The following is a 19,639-nucleotide window of genomic DNA, read 5'->3' as shown; positions in this document are numbered from 1 at the left end:
CGCACCGGCTCGCGCGTCGCCCCGCCTTTTGCGCCCTCGCGCGTCGCCCTTGCGCATCGGCTCGCGCGTCGCCCCGCCTTTTGCGCCCTCGCGCGTCGCCCTTGCGCATCGGCTCGCGCGTCGCCCCGCCTTTTGCGCCCTCGCGCGTCGCCCGCTGCGCCCTGTTGGCCGGCATCGCCGCCGTCGCCGCAGGCACGGGTCTGCTCGCTCCCGCTCGCGCCCTCCCGGCCCGCCCCCGCGTCGCACCTGCCCGACCTGCCCCGCCCTCGTCCGGCCGCTCCGGCTGCCGTGCTCGGCAAGATCCTCACAACATCAGGGAAGGTGCTGCCTCCGGACGCCGCGAGGCAGCACCTTCCCTGATGTTGTAGGCGAAACAGGGGCGGGGTGGTGAGCTTGCCGCCGGCCTCGCTCCCAGTGAAGGCCCCGGCCTCCAGGATCGCGCAACAACCTGGATGTAGTGGCATCCGGCGCGCCCGACACCACTACATCCATGATCGAGCACGATCTTGAGATGAGAGGCGCGGATCGCGGACTCTGCTTTCCGCGCGAGGCGCGCATTGAGGGCGCGAGGCGCGGGCGGGCGTGCGGCGTGGGCGTGCGGCGTGTGCGGGGCGTGCGGCGTGGGCGTGCGGCGTGGGCGGGGCGTGTGGCGTGGGCGTGCGGCGTGGGCGTGCGGCGTGGGCGGGGCGTGCGGCGTGGGCGTGCGGCGTGTGCGGGGCGTGCGGCGTGGGCGTGTGGCGTGGGCGTGGGCGTGCGGCGTGGGCGGGGCGTGCGGCGCGGGCGGGGCATGCGGCGAGAGCGGGACGCGGGGCGAGGACGGGTGTGCGGCCCAGGCGCGCGGGGCGTGGGGCGTGGAGTGAAAGTGTGCGGCGGGGCCGCGTAGGCCATGGGTCGGCGCGCAGGATGGGCCGGGTGGGGTGGGTCAGGTGGTGAGGTCCGCTGTTGGCAGGGACGGGCCGTCACCGGCCAGGCGGAAGGAGTCGGTGCCGGCGGGTTCGACCAGCCCGTCCTGCACCAGCCCGGCGAGGGCGCGGGCGCGTTGCACGTCGTCGGTCCAGACCTGGTCCAACCGCTGGTGGGGGACCGGCCCGTTGCTGTCCCGGAGCACTCCGAGCAACAGGCCGCGGACCTGCCGGTCGGTGCCCGCGTACCGCTGGGGTCTGCGGGTCGGCCCGGTCGGCGCCTCCTGGCCGGACGCCCGCCAGGCGCAGACCGACTCGACGGGGCAGGCGGTGCAGCGCGGTGACCGGGCTGTGCAGATCACCGCGCCCAGTTCCATGAACGCGGCGCTGGCCAGTGCCGCGGCGTCCGGTTCGGCAGGAAGCAGCTCCTCGGTGGCGACGAGGTCCGCTGGCCGGGTGACGGGTCCGGCGTCCGGTTCGCCGGCCACCGCCCGGCACACCACCCGTCGTACGTTGGTGTCGACGACGGGATGCCGTTGCCCGTACGCGAAGGCGGCCACCGCCCGAGCGGTGTACGTGCCGACGCCGGGCAGCGCGAGCAGCTGCTCCAGCCGGTCCGGCACCTGGCCGCCGTGCCGGTCGACGATCGCGACCGCGCACTCGCGTAGCCGGACCGCCCGACGGGGGTAGCCGAGGCGTCCCCACATCCGGATCGCCTCGGCCGGGGTGTCCGCCGCCAAGGCGGCCGGGTCCGGCCAGCGGGCCAGCCAGGCCTGCCAGGCCGGGACCACCCGGACCACCGGTGTCTGCTGGAGCATGACCTCGCTGACCAGGATGGCCCACGGGGTGACGCCGGGATCGCGCCACGGCAGGTCACGGGCGTGCTGCTGGAACCAGCGGCTGACCAGGGTGGCGAAGTCGGGTTGAGTCATGGCGTCGTCGATGATGTCACGCCCGGCGTTCCCGTTGGGTGGGCGGCTCGGGCGGGGTGCCACGTCCTCGTTCGGCGGGCGGGGGAGAATGCGCGGATGAACGAGCTCGCGATCACCGTCATCGGCCGGGACCGGCCGGGCATCGTGGCCGATGTCGCGGAGGTGCTGGCCCGACTGGGCGCGAACCTCACCGACAGCACGATGACGCGGCTGCGGGGGCATTTCGCGATGACCCTCATCTGCACCGGCCCGGCCGCCGCCGAGGTCGAGGCCGCGCTGGCGTCGCTGGCCGCCGAGGGCCAGCTGCTGGCGACGGTACGCGCGGTCACCCCGGACGGCGATGTTCCTCCGGTGGGTGAGCCGTACGTGATGGCGGTGCACGGTTCGGACCGGATGGGGATCGTCGCGGCGATGACGCGGGTGCTGGTGGACGCCGGGGGAAATGTCACCGATTTGAGTACCCGGTTGACCGGTGCGCTCTACGTGGTCCTGGCGGAGGTCGAGTTGCCGGCCGGTGTGGCGGAGACGCTGCTCGACCGGCTGCACCGGACGGCTGCCGAGCTGGGCGTGGAGGTCACCCTCCGGCCGGCGGACCCGGACCTGTTGTGACCGGCGAGGAGCGTGGGCCGGAGGTCGGCCTCAGGGACTGGACTCCGGAGTCACTGGATGTGCCGGGCGAGGTGCGGGCGGTGGTGTCCGCCCCGCATCCGGTGCTGAGTCGGGCCGCGGACGAGGTCGACCCCACGGCGAAGGAGACGGTTCAACTCGCGGCCGACCTGATCGCCACGATGAGGGTCTCGCCGGGCTGCGTGGGGCTGGCCGCGCCGCAGGTCGGGGTGGGCGCTCGGGTCTTCGCCGTCGACGTGACCGGGCACCCGAAGGCGGTGACGGTGCACGGCACGTTCGTGTTGTGCAACGCGCGCGTGGTCGAGGCGACGCGGTGGAAGCCCGGCCGGGAGGGCTGCATGTCGGTGCCGGACCTGACCGGCGACGTGAAGCGGGCCAGCCGGCTGGTGGTGGAGGGTGATCTGCCGGGCAGCGGCGAGCCGGTCCGGCTGGTGACCGACGGCTTCGAGGCTCGGGCGTTGCAGCACGAGATCGACCACTGTGCGGGGCTGCTCTTCCTGGACCGGGTCGCCGGTGCGCACGCGGTCTATCAGCGCAAGGTCTACCTGTGACCGGTGAGCTGTCCGTCCTGAGTGGACGGTCGGGCGTACCCCTCGAATCGGTTCCGGCGCGTCGCGCCGCACTGCCGGGTACGGCGCGGCTACGGTGGAGGGCATCATGCGTCTGACGGTCGGCCCCCTGCCACCCGCCGTGTACTGGCGGCGTCGCGCCGTCGTACTCGGAGCGGGGTTCCTGTTCCTGATTGTCCTGCTTTACTCCTGCACCGGTTCGGGTCGTTCCGGCGACAAGGAGCCGAAGGCGGGCGGGTCGCCGTCGGCGACGTCCGCCGCGACGTCAGGCCCCGCTGGGCCGGTGCTGACCCCGCAGACCGGCGGTCCGTCGTCGTCCGCGTCCGCTGACTCGGGTGCGACGAGTCCGAGCCCGGCGGTCACCAGCAACACACCGCCGCTGGGCGCGGCGGCCGGTTCGGAGGACGACGGCACCTGCACCGACGGGGAGATCAGCGTGGTCTCGTCGGCGAGCCCGACCTCGGTGCAGCGGGGCGCGGTGGTCGAGCTGCAACTGAGGATCAAGAACACGTCGGACCGGACGTGCAGCCGCAACGTCGGCGCCGACCTCCAGGAGATCTTCATCAAGTCCGGTGCCGAGAAAATCTGGTCGTCGGACACCTGCGGCAAGGTCCAGGGCTCGGACGTGGTGTCCTTCACGCCGAACCACGAGCGCTCCTACCAGGTGCCGTGGAACGGGCGGGACACCAGCCGTTGTGACGGCGCGTTGGCCGGAGGACCGTTCCCGCCGATCGGGTCGTACCAGGTGTTCGCCCGGGTCGGCACGAAGCTCAGCGACCCGGTGAAGCTCACCGTCACCGGCTGAGCCGGGGTCAGACGTAGCGTTCCAGGATGGATGCCTCGGCGAGCCGGGACAGCCCCTCACGGACCCCGCGGGCCCGGGCGTCGCCGACCCCTTCGACGGCCTGCAGGTCTTCCACGGTCGCGCCGAGCAGACGCTGAAGGCTGCCGAAGTGCAGCACCAGGCGATCGACCACCGCCACCGGCAGCCGGGGCACCTTGGCCAGCAGCCGGAAGCCGCGCGGGCTGACCGCGGCGTCGAGCGCGTCGGACGCGGCCGGGTAGCCGATCGCCTTTGCCACCGAGACCAGGTCGATCAGCTCGGTGGCACCGAGCAGGTCCAGCTCGACGAGAGCCTCGTCCAGGGTGCGTGACTTACGGCCGACGGGGAGGTAGTCCCGGATGACCAGCGTGCGGTCGGCGTCCACGCCGGCCATCAGCTCGTCGAGTTGAAGGGCGAGCAGGCGGCCGTCGGTGCCCAGTTCCACCACGTAGCCGGCGATCTCGTCGGCGATCCGGCGAACCATCTCCAGCCGCTGCACCACCGCCACCGCGTCCCGCACGGTGACCAGATCCTCGATCTCCAGGGCGGAGAGCGTGCCGGAGACCTCGTCCAGCCGGAGCTTGTAGCGCTCCAGGGTGGCGAGCGCCTGGTTGGCGCGGGAGAGGATGGCCGCCGAGTCGTCGAGCACGTGCCGCTGGCCGTTGACGTAGAGGCTGATGATCCGCATGGACTGGCTGACCGAGATGACCGGGTAGCCGGTCTGGCGGGCCACTCGCTCGGCGGTGCGGTGCCGGGTGCCGGACTCTTCGGTCGGGATGGACGGGTCGGGCATCAGGTGCACCGCCGCCCGGACGATCCTGGTGCCGTCGCTGGAGAGCACGACGGCGCCGTCCATCTTGCACAGCTCGCGCACGCGGGTCGCGGAGAACTCCACGTCCAGCGGGAAGCCACCGGTGCAGAGGCCCTCGACCACCTTGTCGTAGCCGAGCACGATGAGCGCGCCCGTGCGACCCCGCAGGATGCGCTCCAAACCGTCGCGTAGTGCGGTGCCCGGGGCCATCAGGGCGAGATTGGCCCGTAGCGGATCTCCGGCGCTCCCGGCGGCTCCCGCAGTCACGCTCACGCTGATCGGGCGGGCGGGCGAGCCCACGGCGCCGGTGCGGGCCTGGGGCGGCGCGCCGGCTGGCTTGGTGGTATCGCGGTCGATCGGCACGCGCACAGTCTACGGACTGTCGTGCGGTGGGTGCTGTCGTGGTTACTGTGATGTGTCACGATGCCGCCCTTTCCCACGTTTCCCGCTTGCGACGTGCTGTCCGGTTTCGCCGCCCTCGTCGGCACGGTGGGTCACTCGGCGGACGCGCGAGCCGCATGGTGCAGCGCGGAACGGACGTCGGTGACCTCGGTCACCCGCATCTGCTCGGGGCCCGCGCCGGTGCTGGCCGGGCCGCAGCCGGGCGGCACCAGGGCCACCTTGAACCCCAGCCGGGCGGCCTCGGCCAGCCGGCGTGGCACCGCCCCGACCCGTCGCACCTCGCCGGTCAGCCCCACCTCGCCGATCGCCACCAGGTGCGGCGCGATCGCCAGGTTGAGCCCCCCGGAGGCGACCGCCAGAGCCACCGCCAGGTCGGCGGCCGGCTCCACCACCCGGATTCCGCCCACCGTGGCGGCGAAGACCTCCCGGTCGTGCAGGGTCAGCCGCTCGGTGCGCCGTTGCAGCACGGCGAGCACCATCGCCAGTCGGGCCGAGTCGAGACCGGAGACGGTGCGCCGGGGCGAACCCGCCACTGTCGCGCCGATCAACGCCTGCACCTCGGTGACCAGGGCCCGCCGCCCCTCCATGGCCACCGTCACGCAGGTGCCCGGAACCGGCTCCGCGTAGCGGGTCAGGAACAGCCCGGACGGGTCGGCCAGGCTGCTGATGCCACCCTCGTGCATCTCGAAGCAGCCGACCTCGTCGGCCGCGCCGAACCTGTTCTTCACGCCGCGCACCAGGCGCAGCGACGAGTGCTTGTCGCCCTCGAAGTGCAGCACCACATCGACCAGGTGCTCCAGCACCCGAGGCCCGGCCACCTGGCCGTCCTTGGTGACGTGCCCGACCAGCACGGTGGCGATGCCCCGCTCCTTGGCGACCGAGACCAACGCGGCGGTGACCGCGCGGACCTGGGTCACCCCACCGGGCACCCCCTCGGTGCCGGTGGTCGAGATGGTCTGCACCGAGTCGAGCACCAACAGGCCCGGCTTGACCGCGTCGAGGTGACCGAGCACCGAGGCGAGGTCGCTCTCGGCGGCGAGGTAGAGCTGCTCGTGCAGAGTGCCCATCCGCTCGGCGCGCAGGCGCACCTGACTGACCGACTCTTCGCCGCTGACCACCAGCGAGGGGCTGCCGGCACCGACCGCCCACTGCTGCGCCACATCGAGAAGGAGTGTCGACTTGCCCACGCCGGGCTCGCCGGCGAGCAGCACCACGGCACCGGGGACCAGGCCGCCGCCGAGCACCCGGTCGAGCTCGCTCACCCCGGTGGGGCGGGCGCGGGCCGGCGCGGCGCTGATGGTGGCGATCGGCCGGGCCGGCTCGGACGGCATCCGGGAGCTGACCACCCGACCGGAGACGGTGGGGCCGGTCACCGTGTGCTCGACGACCGCCCCCCACTCGCCGCACTCCGGACAGCGCCCGACCCACTTGGGCGGCTGGTGCCCGCAGGCGTCGCACTGGTAGGCCGGGCGTTGTTCGCGGGCGGCGGACCGACCACGGGCGGCACCGGCCGTGCCGCCACGCGGAGCTGTCGATCGGGAGGTGGTCACATCAGGACGCTAGCCCTCGCGTACGACGAAAACACCCCGGCGTGGTGGTCACCACGCCGGGGTGTTCGTCGATGTGCGGGTCGGTCACTCGTGGGTCGTGCCGCCCTCGCTGCCCTCGTAGCCACCCTCGCGCTCGATGATCGGCGACGGAGGGGCCGCCGGGGTGAGCGGCACCGCGATCGGCGCCTGGCCGGTGACCGTGTTGCCGTTGCCGAAGTCGAAGGTCACGACGACGTTCTGGCCGGAGCGCAGCGCCTCGGTCAGGCCGATCAGCCGCAGCTGCGTGGTGGCCTCGGAGTTGAACTGGATGTAGCTCAACGGCGCCAGCTCGATCCGGGCCGGCTGGCCCGGGGCGGCGGGGCTGGCCGAACCGGACGCCCGCGCCGACTCCGGGGCGGACGGGGTGGCCGAGGACGATCCGGTCTCGGAAGGCGTCGCCGACGGGCTCGGCGAGCCGGACGTCGAGTTCGACGGGCTGGCCGAACCGGACGGCGACGGGCTCATGGAGGAGGACTCCGAGGCGGACGGCGACGGGCTCGCCGAGCCGCCGCTGATCACCACCTCGCGGGCGCTCTCCGTGGTGACGGTGACCGTCACCGTCTCCTTGGAGTCGTTGTAGATCACGGCGCCGAGCCCCGCGTCCTGCCCTGCCTGGTAACCCTCGGTGCCGGGGTAGTCCACGAGCAGGCCCCGCACGGAGAAGGAACCGTTGCTGGTCGTGAGGTTGACGCCCTGGACCGACGGCTCCTTCAACGCGGTCTCGGCGATCTGACCGGTGCCGCATCCGGAAGCCAGCAGGCTGGCCGCCGCAATCCCGGACAGCAACAGGGCCGCCCGCCGGGATCCCCTGATCGAGCGCGTCACGTCGGTCCTCCTCGTCACAATCCCCACCCGGGCCGTACGCCGGGCACGGTGGCCATACCCGCGCAGACCGCGCTCCAGGGTAGTTGGGAGTGATCGAGGCCCGCACACGGACCCGGCAATGCCACCTGCCCGGGTGGCGTTCACACCACCCGACCGCTCGCCACCAGCAGAACCACGTCGATGAGGGCCACCAGCATCACCGCCCGGAAGGCCGCCACCGGCCGCCGGCCGGCCCGGGTCGCCGAGCGTCCGGCGTACCAGCTCAGCGGTGGCACCACGGCGGCCGTGCCGACCGCCGCCCAGCCGATCGCCGACGGCGGCCCGGGTGGCCCGAGGACCAGGGTCGCGGTCGCCGCGAGGAGGAGGCCCGCCGCGGCCACCCGGCTGCCGACGGCACCGAGCCGGTGGGGCAGGCCGCGCACGCCGGTGCGGGCGTCGTCGGCCAGGTCGGGCAGCACGTTGGCGAAGTGGGCGCCGGCGCCCAGGCAGGCCGCCGCCGCCACCAGCCAGACCGGGGGGGACGGCTGGCCGGGCAGCGCCAGGACCACGAAGGCGGGCAGCGCGCCGAACGACACGGCGTAGGGCAGCACCGAGAACGCGGTGGCCTTGAGCGGCCAGTCGTAGAGCAGGGCGGAGACCAGGGCGAGCGTCAGCCAGAAGGCCGCCACCGGGTTCGTGGTCAGCGCCAGCAGCGGGCAGGCCACCGCGGCCACCGCGGCGGCCCAGGCCGTGACGCGGCGCTCGACGGCGCCACTGGCGACCGGCTTGTCGGTACGCCCCACAGTGGCGTCCCGCTCGGCGTCCAGCGCGTCGTTGGTCCAGCCGACGGCGAGCTGGCTGGCCAGCACGGCGAGCACCACCGAGACGATTCCGGTCGGCCGGTGGCCCACTCCCCAGGCCAGCAGACCGGCCACCGTGGTCACCGCTGCGGCCGGTTCCGGATGGCTCGCTCTGACCAGCCCTAACACCCTCGACGACATAAGGGAAGTCTGGTCGTTACCGAGCAGTCGTGCCACGCTCGGTTCCATGCGAGACGTGGCTGCGGCCGGGGCGTCCACCGGTCCGAGGGTGCTGCCGCGAAACGATCCGCGTCAGTACGACGATCTGGCCGGTGAGTGGTGGCGGCCGGATGGTGCGTTCGCGATGCTGCACTGGCTCGCTGAGGCCCGTGCCGCGCTGGTGCCGCCGGCCACCCGTCCGGACGCCTTGCTCGTCGACCTGGGCTGCGGCGCCGGCCTGCTCGCGCCGCACCTGGCGGGCAAGGGCTACCGCCACGTCGGGGTGGACCTGACCCGCTCGGCCCTCGTCCAGGCGGCCGAGCACGGGGTACGGGTGGTCCAGGGTGACGCCACGGCGGTGCCGCTGCCTGACGGCTGCGCCGACGTGGTCTCGGCCGGTGAGTTGCTGGAGCACGTGCCGGCCTGGCCGCGCGCGGTGGCCGAGGCGTGTCGGCTGCTGCGCCCCGGCGGCGTGCTGGTGCTGGACACCCTCAACGACACGGCGCTGGCCCGGCTCGTCGCGGTCCGGATCGGTGAACGCCTGCCGACGGTGCCGCGCGGCATCCATGATCCACGGTTGTTCGTGGACGCGCGGGCGCTGGTCGCCGAGTGCGCCCGACACGGTGTCGACCTGAGCTTGCGGGGCATCCGTCCGCAGGTCGGCGGGGTGCTCGCCTGGCTGCTGCGCCGCGCTCGCGCGAGCCGAACGGGCGCTGCGGCGCCCGTCGGCCGCGCGCCGCGCATCGTGCCGACCCGCTCCACCGCCGTGCTGTACCAGGGCCGGGGGGTCCGCAAAGGATAGTCAGGCGCTGGCGGGGTATGGAACGCCGAGGAGGAACGAGATGACGGTGCACGCGCTTGAGGCAGCACGCCGGTTGGCGCCGCGGTTCGCCGCGCGGGCGGCCGAGCACGACCGGGACGGTTCCTTCCCCGTGGACGACTTCGCCGACCTGCGTGAGGCCGGCCTGTTCGGGCTGATGGTGCCCCGGGCGCTCGGCGGTCTGGGTGCCACCTTCGCCGAGTACGCAGCGGTGGCCACCGAGCTTGCCCGGGGCAACGGTGCGACCGCCCTCGTGTTCAACATGCACGCGTCGGTGACCGGCGCGCTGGGCGCGGTCACCGAGGAGCTGGCCGAGGCGCTGGGCGTACCCGACGAGGCGCTGGCCGCCCGCGACCGGCTGCTCAGCGCGGCGGCGCGGGGCTCCTGGTACGCGGTCGCGATGAGCGAGCGGGGCGCGGGTGCCCGGCTGTCCCAGCTCACCACGGCGTACGAGCCGACCGACGGGGGCTGGCACCTCAAGGGCAGCAAGACCTTCTGCTCCGGGGCCGGGCACGCGGACGGCTACCTGGTGGCGGCGCGCAGCGCAGCCGACCAGTCGGTGGTCTCGCAGTTTCTGGTGCCGGCCGGCGATGGGCTGACCGTGGAGCCGACCTGGGACTCGCTCGGCATGCGCGCCACCTCCTCCCACGACCTGCACCTGGACGTCACAGTCCCCGCCGACCGGCTGCTCGGCGGCGTGGAGGGGCTCGCGCTGGTGGTCGCCCAGCTGATGCCGCACTGGTTGGTGGCCAGCTACGCGGCCGTCTACGTGGGGGTCGCCCGCGCGGCGATCGACGCGGCGGCCGAGCACCTGAACGCCCGCAACCTCGCCGGTCTGCCGGCGGTGCGGGCCCGGCTGGGTCGGGCGGACGCGGCGACGGCCGCCGCGCAACTGGTGGTGGCCGAGGCGGCCCGCCGGGTGGACGAGGCGCCCGGTGACGAGGAGACCAACCGTTGGGTGTGGCGGGCGAAGCTGCTGGCCGGCACCACGGCCGCCGAGGTGGCGGCGTCGGTGCTGGAGGCGGCGGGCACCTCGGCCACCCGCCGTGGTCATCCCCTCGAACGGCTCTACCGAGACGCCCGCTGCGGCTCGCTGCACCCGGCCACGTCGGATGTCTGCGCCGACTGGCTCGGCATCGCCGCACTGGGCGGCGACCCGGATCGTGACGGATCGGCACCACGTTGGTGAGCCCGCGCCACCGGGCTCGTACGAAGGAACGACCAGCCGACGTGGCTGGTGGGACGGCCAGGGGGAGGACGGCATCTGACGAGAGGTGGGGATCGTGTCCGTACCAGTGATCGCGGGGCTCGGGACAGCGCAGCCGCCGTCCGCTTCGCAGGACGAGTTGTGGGAGGGCTTCTTCTCCCGGCACTTCTCCGGCACCACCCGGTCGTTGGCCCAGCGAATCTTCGCCAACTCGGGGGCGACCCGGCGGCAGGCCGCGGTCAATCCGCTGCTGGAGGACGTCTCGGACTGGCCGACCGAGCGCCGGATGCGCCGCTACCAGGTGGAGGCGCTGCCGTTGGGCAAGGAGGCGGTGGGTCGGGCGTTGACCGCCGCCGGGCTGAGCGCCGGCGACATCGGGATGTTCATCGTCTGCTCCTGCACGGGGTACGCCACCCCGGGGCTGGACATCCTGCTCGCCCGGGACCTGGGCATGGCCGCGGACACCCAGCGGATGTTCATCGGCCACATGGGCTGTTACGCGGCGTTGCCGGGGCTCGGCGCGGCGAGTGACTTCGTCACCTCCCGGGGGCGTCCGGCGTTGTTGCTCTGCGCGGAGTTGACGAGCCTGCACATCCAGCCGTCCAGCGCCCGGGTGGACACCCAGCAGATCGTCTCCCACGCGCTGTTCTCGGACGCCGCGGTCGCCGCCGTGGTCGTGCCCGGAGGCTCGGGGTACGCGGTGCGCGAGGTCACCGCCGTCACCGACACCTCGACCGCCGACCACATGACCTGGGACGTCACCGACGCCGGCTTTCGGATGGGGCTGTCGCCGAAGGTGCCGCAGGTGCTGTCGAGGCACGTCCGGGGGCTGGTCGACGATCTGCTGGCCCGGCACGGCGTCACCAGCTCCGAGGTGGACGGTTGGGCCGTGCACCCGGGTGGGCCGCGGATCCTCAACGTCGTGGAACGGGAGTTGGCGTTGCCGCCGCTGGGGTTGGCGGCGTCCCGGGCGACGCTCGACGAGCACGGCAACTGCTCGTCGCCGACCGTCCTGCTGATCCTGGACCGGTTGGGCCGGGCCACCCCGGCGGCTCGGCGCATCGTCATGTTGGCCTTCGGCCCCGGCCTCACCCTGTACGCCGCTCTGCTCGATCGACAGGGCTGAACCTCGCCGGGTCGGCCGGTACGCTCGGGAGGTGGATGCGACGGCGAACGACCGGCTGCGTTCGGTGGTGCTGTTCGGTGCCGCGGCGGCCGCGCTGGTCGTGGGCGGCTGGTGGTGGCACTCGGCCGCGCCCTCGTCGACGCCCGGCACGGTCGGGGCGCCGAGCGTCGAGCGGAGCGTCAGCACCCCACTGGAACGTCTCATCGCGGCTGAGGAGCCCGAAGAGCGGATCACGGCTCGGATGGACCCGGACACCGGCGCGGTGATCCGGGTGGAGAGCAGCCCCTGGGCGGTGGTCGACCCGGAGACGGGTTCGATCAGCGACATCGAGGGCGATCCCGAGGTGCTCTTCCCCTCGGGTGACCTGCCCCCGTTCAACGAGACCGTCTGGCGGGAGCAACGAGGGCTCGCCCCGGGGGAGGCGGTGACTCGGCAGGCTGGCGACGACGGTGTCCGCTACCTGCTCCAGTACCGGTGCACCCGCCCCGGCGCGATGGCGGTCACGAGCGACCAGGCCAAGATCAATGGTCAGCTGCGGATCGACTGTGACGGCACGATCGCCAACGCCGAGGTGCTGCCCCTTGGTGGGCCGTTCCGGTTGTCGCTGACGGCCGTCGACCGGCCTATCGACATCCAGGCGCAACTCGTCGCGCTGCCCCGGTAGGCGCGACCGGCTCAGGCGGAGAGGGCGTTCAGGTCGTTCCGGTAGGAGTCGCTGCTGCCCACCTCGGGCAGCACCCGGGTCACGATGCCGGCCCGGTCGACAAGCAGGGCGGTCGCGACGCCGGAGCGGGCCGGCTGGCCCAGGAACGACCGCAGCCCTCCGGCGGGGTCGGCCAGGGCGCGAGCTTGTCGCTCGATGGTGGGCCCGGCTGGCACCGTCCGTCCGCCGGTGACGGTGACCACGGAGACGCCGGCGGGCGCGGCTGCCAGGGCGTCGCTGACCCGGTCCGGGCAGGGGCAGCCGTCCAGCAGGATGATCATGGCGGGTAGCAGGCCGCGCAGTGGCACGGGGGCGTCGTCCGCATCGACCAGGTCCAGTGCGGGCAGCGCCCGACCGACGAGGGTCGCGGGCGGCGAGCTGGGGGCCGGGGTCGGCCGGTCGACGCCACGGTTGGCGCGTGGCCAGGTGACCGCCAGCAGGCCGGCCAGCGTGGTGAGGATCGCCACCAGCAGCACCGCCAGTGGCAGGCCCAGGACCCGGTAACCGCTCGGAAGGCTGGCGGCCCGGCGCAGCTCACGGCGGATCTGAGCGGCCTCGGCGGCCAGCGCGGAGGCGTCGTCGGGAACCACCACGCGGCCCCATTCGGGCGGTAGGCCGGGCAGGCCGTCGGCTGGCCCGTGACCCTCTGCGTCCGGCTTGCCCATCGGACCCCCTGGAAGCGTCTCGAGAGCTGAGTGCGGCTCGGTCTCCAGGGTCGCGCACCAGGGGCACCTCGCGCTACATCTGGGCGCGGTCCTGCCGGCCGGGCTACCATGGGAGGAGCGCATAGCCCTTGATCTCGACGTTCTGTTCACCCGTACCGGGCAGTCATTTCCGCGTTACGGAGCGTGTTCGAACCATCGGTTTGACCGCCTGTCAAGCTGAAGCAAGACCTCTCACAGGGCCCCTGAGCTGCGCCAACGGTCAGGACATCGGTGAGACATCGGTGCCTGAGCGTGTTACCCTAGACACAGCGAAAGGGGTTTCGAACCTATGGTTTTCAGTGTCGGCGAGACCGTTGTTTACCCCCACCACGGGGCCGCACTCATCGAGGCAATCGAGACTCGGGTCATCAAGGGCGAGCCTAAGCAATACCTCGTCCTGAGGGTCGCGCAGGGTGACCTGACGGTCCGGGTGCCGGCCGAGAACGCCGAGATCGTGGGCGTCCGCGAGGTGGTCGGCGAAGAGGGCCTCGGGAAGGTCTTCGACGTTCTGCGGGCTCCGCACACCGAGGAGCCGACCAACTGGTCGCGGCGTTACAAGGCCAATCTGGAAAAGCTGGCTTCCGGCAACCCGCTGAAGGTCGCCGAGGTCGTGCGTGACCTGTGGCGTCGGGAGCGGGAGCGGGGCCTCTCTGCGGGCGAGAAGCGGATGCTCGCCAAGGCCCGCGACATTCTCGTCGGCGAGGTCGCGCTGGCGGAGAAGAGCACCAAGGACGAGGCGGAGACGCTGCTCGACAAGGTCCTCACCGAGGCCTAGTCCGCACAGCATCGTCGTACCCAGTTCGTAGTGAAGAAACCACCGAGGACCGCGACGTGACCGCGCAGCTCAACCCGCGCGGTGACGTCGCGGTCCTCGTGCCTGCGGCGGGTGCCGGCGTACGGCTCGGCCCCGGCCGGCCCAAGGCGCTGCGCCTGCTCGCCGGTGAACCGCTGCTGGTGCACGCCGTGCGTCGACTGGCCGCCGCCCCGTCGGTGCACACCATCGTGGTGGCCGCGCCGGTCGCCGAGGTGCAGGCCGTCCGGGAGCTGCTGGCCCCGGTCGCCCCGGTGACTGTGGTGCCCGGTGGTGCCGAACGGCAGGCGTCGGTGGCCGCCGCGCTGGCCGCTGTGCCCCCCGGCCCGACGATCGTCCTGGTGCACGATGCCGCCCGGGCGCTCACCCCATCTGAGCTGGTCGAATCCGTCGCGGCGGCGGTCCGTGGCGGGCGCGACGCGGTGATCCCGGTCCTGCCGGTCGTCGACACGATCAAGGAAGTCGGTGCCGACGAGGTGGTGCTCGGCACCGTCGACCGTTCCGCGCTGCGCGCGGTGCAGACCCCGCAGGGCTTCCGTCGGGTCGTGCTCAGCGCCGCTCACGCCGCCGTCGGTGACTCCCTCACCGACGACGCCGGGCTGGTCGAGAAGCAGGGCGTCCCGGTGAGCTGCGTGCCCGGCTCGGAGTACGCGCTGAAAATCACCCGACCGTTCGACCTGGCTCTGGCCGAGCATCTGCTTGCCGCGGCCGGTTGACGCGTACCCTCTGATCATGATCGTTCCCCGGGTGGCCATCGGCACCGACGTGCACGCGTTCGAGCCGGGCCGGCCGTGCTGGGTGGCCGGGCTGCTCTGGCCCGATCAGGACGGCCTCGCCGGGCACTCCGACGCCGACGTGGCCGCGCACGCCGCCTGCAACGCCCTGCTCTCCGCCGCCGGTCTCGGTGATCTCGGTTCCGCCTTCGGGGTGGGCCAGCCGGAGTGGGCCGGCGCGTCCGGGGTGGCTCTGCTGACCGAGACGGCCCGTCGGGTGCGCGCCGCCGGTCTGGAGATCGGCAACGTGTCCGTGCAGGTCATCGGCAACCGTCCCAAGATCGGCCGGCGCCGCGCGGAGGCGCAGGAGGTCCTTTCCGCCGCGGTCGGCGCCCCGGTCACCGTCTCGGCGGCGACCACCGACGGGCTCGGCTTCGCCGGCCGTGAGGAAGGGTTGGCCGGGGTCGCGGTGGCCCTGGTGTACGACGCGCCGGCCGCCTAGGCTCGCCGCGATGTCCAGCGACCCCGCCCCCGACCAGTCCGCCGCCGACGGTTACGTCCAGCGGGCCCAACTCCTCGCCGAACTCGGCCGCTACGACGAGGCGGCTGGGGAGCTGGCCTACGGGTTGGCCCTCCAGCCGGGTGACGTCGAGGCGCTCACCATGCTGGCCCGGGTGCACCTGGCCGCCGGCCGCCCGACCGAGGCGCTCACCGCCGCCGACACGGCCGTGGCAGCCGCACCGGAGGCGCTGCCCCCGCTGGTCGCCAGGGGCATGGCCCTGGCCGATCTGGAGCGCTACAGCGAGTCGGCGGGCAGCGCCGATCGGATCCTTGCCCTCGGCCCGGCCGACGCGTACGCCCAGCGGAGCGCGGCGGCGATCCTGGCCGGCGCCCGCAACGGCCAGCCGGCGCTGAACGCGGCCTGGCGCGGTGTCGAGTTGGCTCCGCAGGAGCCGCAGGCCCACCTGGTGCTCAGCCTGGTCGCCGCCCGCCTGGACCTGTTCGACCTGGCCGAGCGGGCCTACCGGGAGGCGCTGCGGCTCGACCCGCGGATCGGCGAGGCCGGTCACGACGTGGGTGTCATGCGGCTGGAGCAGCGCCGCTGGTCGGAGGCGTTGGAGCACGTCGCCGAGGCGGTGACGGTCAGCCCGAGGCGGATCGACTCGCCCCGAACCCTCGCGTACGGGCTGCACCGCCTGGTCCTCTACGGCGCGGGCTGGTCGTTGGTGGCGGCGGTGCTGGTCGCGTTCGCGGCGTCGGCGAGCGACGGCTTCTCCCGCGTCCTGGCGGTGCTCGCCGCGCTCACCGGCGGGATCATCGTGTGGCAGCTCGCGGCCCGGCTGCCGGGGCTGACCCGGACCGTCCTGCCCGCCCTGCTGCACTCGGACCGGGCGATGGCCCTGGCCGTCTACGCCGTGGCCGCCGCGCCGCTGCTGCTGCTGGTGTACGCCGTGGTCGGCTCCCCGTGGCCCCTGGTGCTCGCCATCGCCACCACAGCGGTAGCCGAGTTCGCCGTCTTCACCCGAACCGCGATCCGCTGACCATGAGGCGTCGGGCCGTGCCCGCCAACAAGATCCCTAGCGTCGCGTAGCTCGACCAGGTCAGGGTTTCGCCGGAGCCCGACCGCGTCGGGATCAAGCCTGACCGCCCAGAGCGGGCCGGCTCCGGCGAAACCCCCAACGGCGACTACACAGAACGCGCCCACGTCCAGGCGTACCCCTCGTCCTCGCAGGAGCTGGCGGCGTCGCAGAGGTCCAGCGGGCGGAAGGTGTCGACCATGACGGCCAGCTCGTCGAAGTAGTCCGCGCCGATGGAGCGCTCGGCGGCACCCGGCTGGGGGCCGTGGGTGAAGCCGGACGGGTGCAGGGAGATCGAACCCTGCTCGATGCCGGAGCCGCGCCGTGCCTCGTAGTTGCCCCCGGTGTAGAAGAGCATCTCGTCGGAGTCGACGTTGTGGTGGTTGTACGGCACCGGGATCGACTGCGGGTGATAGTCGACCTTGCGGGGCACGAACGAGCAGATGACGAAGTTGGGCCCCTGGAACGTCTGGTGCACCGGCGGGGGCTGGTGGATGCGGCCGGTGATCGGCTCGAAGTCGTGGATGGAGAACGCCCACGGGTAGAGGTGCCCGTCCCAGCCGACCACGTCGAACGGGTGGTTGGCGTAGACGTAACGGGTCCAGCCGCGCCGGTGCCGGACCAGCACCTCGACCTCCTCGCCATCGACGAGCAGCGGGGCGTCGGGGCCGCGGACGTCCCGCTCGCAGTACGGCGAGTGCTCCAGGAACTGGCCGCGTACGGAGAGGTAGCGCTTGGGCGGGCCGATGTGCCCGGACGCCTCGACGGCCAGCAGCCGGACGGGTTGGTCGCCGGTGGGCACCAGCCGGTGGATGGTCGAGGTGGGGATGACGACGTAGTCGCCGGCGACCGCGTCCAGCACGCCGAACGGGGACTCGACCCGCAGGGTGCCCGACTCGACGTAGAGGCAGTGGTCGCCGGTGGCGTCGCGGAACAGCGGTGAGGGTCGGTCGGCGAGGACGTAACCGATCCGTACGTCGTCGTTGGCCAGCAGGTACTGCCGGCCGAGGATGGGGTCGGAACCGCCGGTGTCCAGTTTGTGGGTGCGCAGGTGGCGGGGCTTGAGCGGCAGGTTCGGCGCCCGGGTGAAGGCGGCCGGGGTGAACTCGTCGGCGGCCAGGATCGCGGTGGGCGCGTGCCGGTGATAGAGCAGGGACGAGTCGGAGGAGAAGCCCTCCTGGCCCATCAGCTCCTCGGCGTAGAGGCTGCCGTCGGGCTGCCGGAACTGGGTGTGGCGCTTGCGCGGCACGTCGCCGACGCTGCGGTAATACGGCATCTTCGCCTCCCGATATTTCCCGTTCACCGGCCGAAGGCGTCCGATAATCGGACGCTGTTGTCCGTTCCTCGTAGCGTCCCGTACATTCTTGTTCCGTGTCAACGCAGGTGCCAGCACTCGTGACCGGCCTGGTGGACGACGCCGCCGTCTTTCCACCGGGCAGCGCCGCGCTGCCCGACGCCCTGGTCGCCCACCGGCAACACCGCGCCGCCTGGTACGCCGACCTGGTCGGCCCACTGCTGATCCGCGCCTCGGACATGGCCGCCGGTGAGCTGACCGGTCTCGTCGACCCGGGCGAGGGCCTGGTGGTCGGCGTGATCGGCGACACCGGCATCGGGAACCTGCCGTTCGCGCTGTCGTTTCTCGCCCCCGACGGCGTCACCGCGCGCCAGGTCGAGGTGGCGGTCGCCAAGCGCGGCGAGGACCCGCTGCCCGGCATCGCCGAGTTGCTGCGGCTGACCGACGCGCTGCCGGGCGTGGAAACCGTCTACGCCGAGCTGCCGCTGACCTTCGGGCTGATGGGCGCGCTGGACGCGCTCGTCGCCGCGCGGGCCGGCGGGGTGCCGATCGCGGCCAAGTTCCGCACCGGCGGCCTGGCCGCCGAACTCTTCCCCACCCCGACCGAGCTGGCCACCGTGATCTGTGCCTGCCGGGACCGGGGCCTGCCGTTCAAACTCACCGCCGGGCTGCACCAGGCGATCCGACACCTCGATCCGGAGACCGGGTTCACCCACCACGGCTACGCCAACGTGCTGGCCGCGACCCTGGCCGCCGCCGACGGTGACGGTGTGCGCTCGGTCGCCGAGCTGCTCACCGTGGCCGACCCGCGCCCCCTGGTGGAGCGTACGACGACACGGCTGGACGGGCCTCGCCCCCTCTGGGTGGGCTTCGGCTCGTGCAGCATCCTGGAACCACTGACCGATCTGATCCGGCTTGGGCTGGTGAACGGGGGCTACGACGCATGACCTGGGTGACCGGCGCCGACGGTTCGCCGTACGGGGTGACGAACCTGCCGTACGGGGTGTTCCGGCGCGACGGAGGTCCTTCGCGGATCGGCGTACGGATCGGGTCCTGGGTCTTCGACCTCGCGGCGGCAGAGGCCGCCGAGCTGGTGCTGGCCGCCGGCACGCTGTGCCGGCCCGTGCTCAACGACTTCATGGCCCTGGGGCGTCCGCAGTGGACGGCGGTGCGGCAGCGGATCACCGAGCTGCTGACCGACCCGGCGCACCGGGACGCCGTGGAGCCGCTGCTGGTGCCCCTCGATGAGGTGGAGCTGCTGCTCCCCATCGAGGTGGCCGACTACGTCGACTTCTACTCTTCGGAACACCACGCGTCGAATGTCGGGCAGATCTTCCGCCCCGGCCAGCCGCCGCTGCTGCCCAACTGGAAGCACCTGCCGATCGGCTACCACGGGCGGGCCGGCACGGTGGTCGTCTCCGGCACGCCGGTGACCCGGCCGACCGGACAGCGGGCCTCCGCCGAGGGCCCGGTCACCGGCCCATCGGTACGCCTCGACATCGAGGCCGAGGTGGGATTCGTGGTGGGCGTACCGAGCGCGTTGGGCGATCGGGTCTCCGTCGACGACTTCGCCGAGCACGTCTTCGGGGTGGTGCTGGTCAACGACTGGTCGGCCCGGGACATCCAGGCATGGGAGTATCAGCCGCTCGGCCCGTTCCTCGGCAAGTCGTTCGCCACCTCGGTCTCCGCCTGGGTGACGCCGCTCGACGCGCTCGGGAACGCGTTCGTGGCGGCCCCCGATCAGGATCCGCCGGTGGTCGACTACCTGCGCGCCGTACCGCACGTGGGACTGGACCTTCGGCTGGCGGTCGAGTGGAACGGCGACCAGGTCAGCGAGCCTCCGTTCGCCACCATGTACTGGACCCCCGCCCAGCAGTTGGCGCACCTCACCGTCAACGGGGCTTCGCTGCGCACCGGTGACCTGTACGCCTCCGGGACCGTCTCCGGCCCGCAACGAGGACAGGTCGGGTCCTTCCTGGAACTGACCTGGGGCGGGGCCGAGCCGGTCACCGTGGGCGGCGAGAGCCGCACCTTCCTCGACGACGGCGACACGGTGACCATCACCGCCACCGCGCCCGGCCCGGACGGCACCACCATCGCCCTCGGCGAGGTGTCCGGCACGATTCGTCCGGCTCGCTGAAGCCGGCACCGCGGCACGGCCCAGCAGCGGCTCTCCTCTGCTGAGTCGGATTACTGCGACCCCTCC

The 19,639-nt window shown here is 73.0% G+C and carries 20 protein-coding genes; 13 read left to right on the top strand and 7 right to left on the bottom strand.

From position 1 onward, the window contains the following. Window positions 1–922: 922 nt before the first annotated feature. On the bottom strand, window positions 923–1,834 hold the full coding sequence (locus AB0877_RS21620) for an A/G-specific adenine glycosylase (RefSeq protein ID WP_366610949.1): 912 nt from the start codon (window positions 1,832–1,834) through the stop codon (window positions 923–925). Between the two features lie 96 nt (window positions 1,835–1,930). On the opposite strand from AB0877_RS21620, the gene AB0877_RS21615 reads away from it, so the two are divergent. The 3 genes from AB0877_RS21615 to AB0877_RS21605 all read left to right on the top strand — a co-directional run bounded on the left by AB0877_RS21615 (window position 1,931) and on the right by AB0877_RS21605 (window position 3,835). Beyond that, a complete protein-coding gene (locus tag AB0877_RS21615; RefSeq protein WP_355005938.1) occupies window positions 1,931–2,443 on the top strand; it encodes an ACT domain-containing protein in 513 nt (170 codons plus the stop codon). Beyond that, window positions 2,440–3,012 carry a peptide deformylase gene (locus AB0877_RS21610; RefSeq protein ID WP_366610947.1) on the top strand — a complete coding sequence of 191 codons (573 nt, stop codon included), beginning with the start codon at window positions 2,440–2,442 and terminating at the stop codon, window positions 3,010–3,012. The genes AB0877_RS21615 and AB0877_RS21610 overlap by 4 nt, the downstream gene beginning before the upstream one ends. Window positions 3,013–3,118: 106 nt before the next feature. After that, a complete protein-coding gene (locus tag AB0877_RS21605; RefSeq protein WP_366610945.1) occupies window positions 3,119–3,835 on the top strand; it encodes a hypothetical protein in 717 nt (238 codons plus the stop codon). Window positions 3,836–3,842: 7 nt separating this feature from the next. Here AB0877_RS21605 and disA read toward each other — a convergent pair whose 3' ends face one another. The 4 genes from disA to AB0877_RS21585 all read right to left on the bottom strand — a co-directional run bounded on the left by disA (window position 3,843) and on the right by AB0877_RS21585 (window position 8,460). Then, window positions 3,843–5,027 (bottom strand): DNA integrity scanning diadenylate cyclase DisA, encoded by a 1,185-nt coding sequence (gene disA / locus AB0877_RS21600; protein WP_030327921.1) that lies wholly within the window; start codon window positions 5,025–5,027, stop codon window positions 3,843–3,845. Window positions 5,028–5,158: 131 nt separating this feature from the next. Then, a complete protein-coding gene (gene radA / locus AB0877_RS21595) occupies window positions 5,159–6,616 on the bottom strand; it encodes a DNA repair protein RadA (RefSeq protein ID WP_366610943.1) in 1,458 nt (485 codons plus the stop codon). 84 nt (window positions 6,617–6,700) lie between these two features. Beyond that, complete coding sequence (locus AB0877_RS21590; protein ID WP_366610941.1) at window positions 6,701–7,480, bottom strand: hypothetical protein; 780 nt, start codon at window positions 7,478–7,480, stop codon at window positions 6,701–6,703. 140 nt (window positions 7,481–7,620) lie between these two features. After that, window positions 7,621–8,460, bottom strand: coding sequence for a UbiA family prenyltransferase (locus AB0877_RS21585; RefSeq protein ID WP_366610940.1), 840 nt, complete (start codon window positions 8,458–8,460; stop codon window positions 7,621–7,623). A gap of 46 nt (window positions 8,461–8,506) precedes the next feature. Between AB0877_RS21585 and AB0877_RS21580 the strand changes: the two genes are divergently transcribed. The 4 genes from AB0877_RS21580 to AB0877_RS21565 all read left to right on the top strand — a co-directional run bounded on the left by AB0877_RS21580 (window position 8,507) and on the right by AB0877_RS21565 (window position 12,295). Then, entirely contained in the window at window positions 8,507–9,280 is a 774-nt protein-coding gene (locus AB0877_RS21580) for a methyltransferase domain-containing protein (RefSeq protein WP_366610939.1), read from the top strand. A 40-nt stretch (window positions 9,281–9,320) separates the two neighbouring features. Then, complete coding sequence (locus AB0877_RS21575) at window positions 9,321–10,487, top strand: acyl-CoA dehydrogenase family protein (protein WP_366610937.1); 1,167 nt, start codon at window positions 9,321–9,323, stop codon at window positions 10,485–10,487. A gap of 94 nt (window positions 10,488–10,581) precedes the next feature. Beyond that, window positions 10,582–11,631 (top strand): type III polyketide synthase, encoded by a 1,050-nt coding sequence (locus tag AB0877_RS21570; RefSeq protein ID WP_366610935.1) that lies wholly within the window; start codon window positions 10,582–10,584, stop codon window positions 11,629–11,631. A 31-nt stretch (window positions 11,632–11,662) separates the two neighbouring features. After that, window positions 11,663–12,295, top strand: coding sequence for a hypothetical protein (locus AB0877_RS21565; protein WP_366610934.1), 633 nt, complete (start codon window positions 11,663–11,665; stop codon window positions 12,293–12,295). Window positions 12,296–12,306: 11 nt separating this feature from the next. Here the strand turns inward: AB0877_RS21565 and AB0877_RS21560 are convergent, their stop codons facing one another. Beyond that, a complete protein-coding gene (locus AB0877_RS21560; protein ID WP_366610932.1) occupies window positions 12,307–12,999 on the bottom strand; it encodes a hypothetical protein in 693 nt (230 codons plus the stop codon). Window positions 13,000–13,327: 328 nt separating this feature from the next. On the opposite strand from AB0877_RS21560, the gene AB0877_RS21555 reads away from it, so the two are divergent. The 4 genes from AB0877_RS21555 to AB0877_RS21540 are packed head-to-tail and all read left to right on the top strand — an operon-like array spanning window position 13,328 to window position 16,103. Further along, window positions 13,328–13,813 carry a CarD family transcriptional regulator gene (locus AB0877_RS21555; RefSeq protein ID WP_007073334.1) on the top strand — a complete coding sequence of 162 codons (486 nt, stop codon included), beginning with the start codon at window positions 13,328–13,330 and terminating at the stop codon, window positions 13,811–13,813. A 56-nt stretch (window positions 13,814–13,869) separates the two neighbouring features. After that, window positions 13,870–14,565 carry a 2-C-methyl-D-erythritol 4-phosphate cytidylyltransferase gene (gene ispD, locus AB0877_RS21550; protein ID WP_366610931.1) on the top strand — a complete coding sequence of 232 codons (696 nt, stop codon included), beginning with the start codon at window positions 13,870–13,872 and terminating at the stop codon, window positions 14,563–14,565. Between the two features lie 13 nt (window positions 14,566–14,578). Continuing rightward, window positions 14,579–15,064: a 2-C-methyl-D-erythritol 2,4-cyclodiphosphate synthase gene (ispF, locus tag AB0877_RS21545; protein ID WP_196924679.1), complete on the top strand. Its 486-nt coding sequence runs from the start codon at window positions 14,579–14,581 to the stop codon at window positions 15,062–15,064. A 10-nt stretch (window positions 15,065–15,074) separates the two neighbouring features. After that, window positions 15,075–16,103, top strand: coding sequence for a tetratricopeptide repeat protein (locus tag AB0877_RS21540; protein ID WP_366610929.1), 1,029 nt, complete (start codon window positions 15,075–15,077; stop codon window positions 16,101–16,103). 145 nt (window positions 16,104–16,248) lie between these two features. Here AB0877_RS21540 and AB0877_RS21535 read toward each other — a convergent pair whose 3' ends face one another. After that, window positions 16,249–17,415 carry a cupin domain-containing protein gene (locus tag AB0877_RS21535; protein WP_366610928.1) on the bottom strand — a complete coding sequence of 389 codons (1,167 nt, stop codon included), beginning with the start codon at window positions 17,413–17,415 and terminating at the stop codon, window positions 16,249–16,251. A 95-nt stretch (window positions 17,416–17,510) separates the two neighbouring features. On the opposite strand from AB0877_RS21535, the gene AB0877_RS21530 reads away from it, so the two are divergent. Together AB0877_RS21530 and fahA are read left to right on the top strand one after the other, a co-directional pair. Next, the gene (locus tag AB0877_RS21530; protein ID WP_366610926.1) at window positions 17,511–18,380 is read left to right on the top strand and encodes a hypothetical protein; all 870 of its coding nucleotides are present in this window, start codon (window positions 17,511–17,513) and stop codon (window positions 18,378–18,380) included. Then, the gene (gene fahA / locus AB0877_RS21525; RefSeq protein ID WP_366610924.1) at window positions 18,377–19,573 is read left to right on the top strand and encodes a fumarylacetoacetase; all 1,197 of its coding nucleotides are present in this window, start codon (window positions 18,377–18,379) and stop codon (window positions 19,571–19,573) included. Before AB0877_RS21530 ends, fahA begins: the two co-directional genes overlap by 4 nt. Window positions 19,574–19,639 lie beyond the last annotated feature (66 nt).

This window comes from Micromonospora sp. NPDC047644 (genome assembly GCF_040704315.1).
Lineage (GTDB): Bacteria > Actinomycetota > Actinomycetes > Mycobacteriales > Micromonosporaceae > Micromonospora.
Note: the sequence above shows the minus strand (reverse complement) of the source record. Positions and strands in the feature narration are given on the sequence as shown.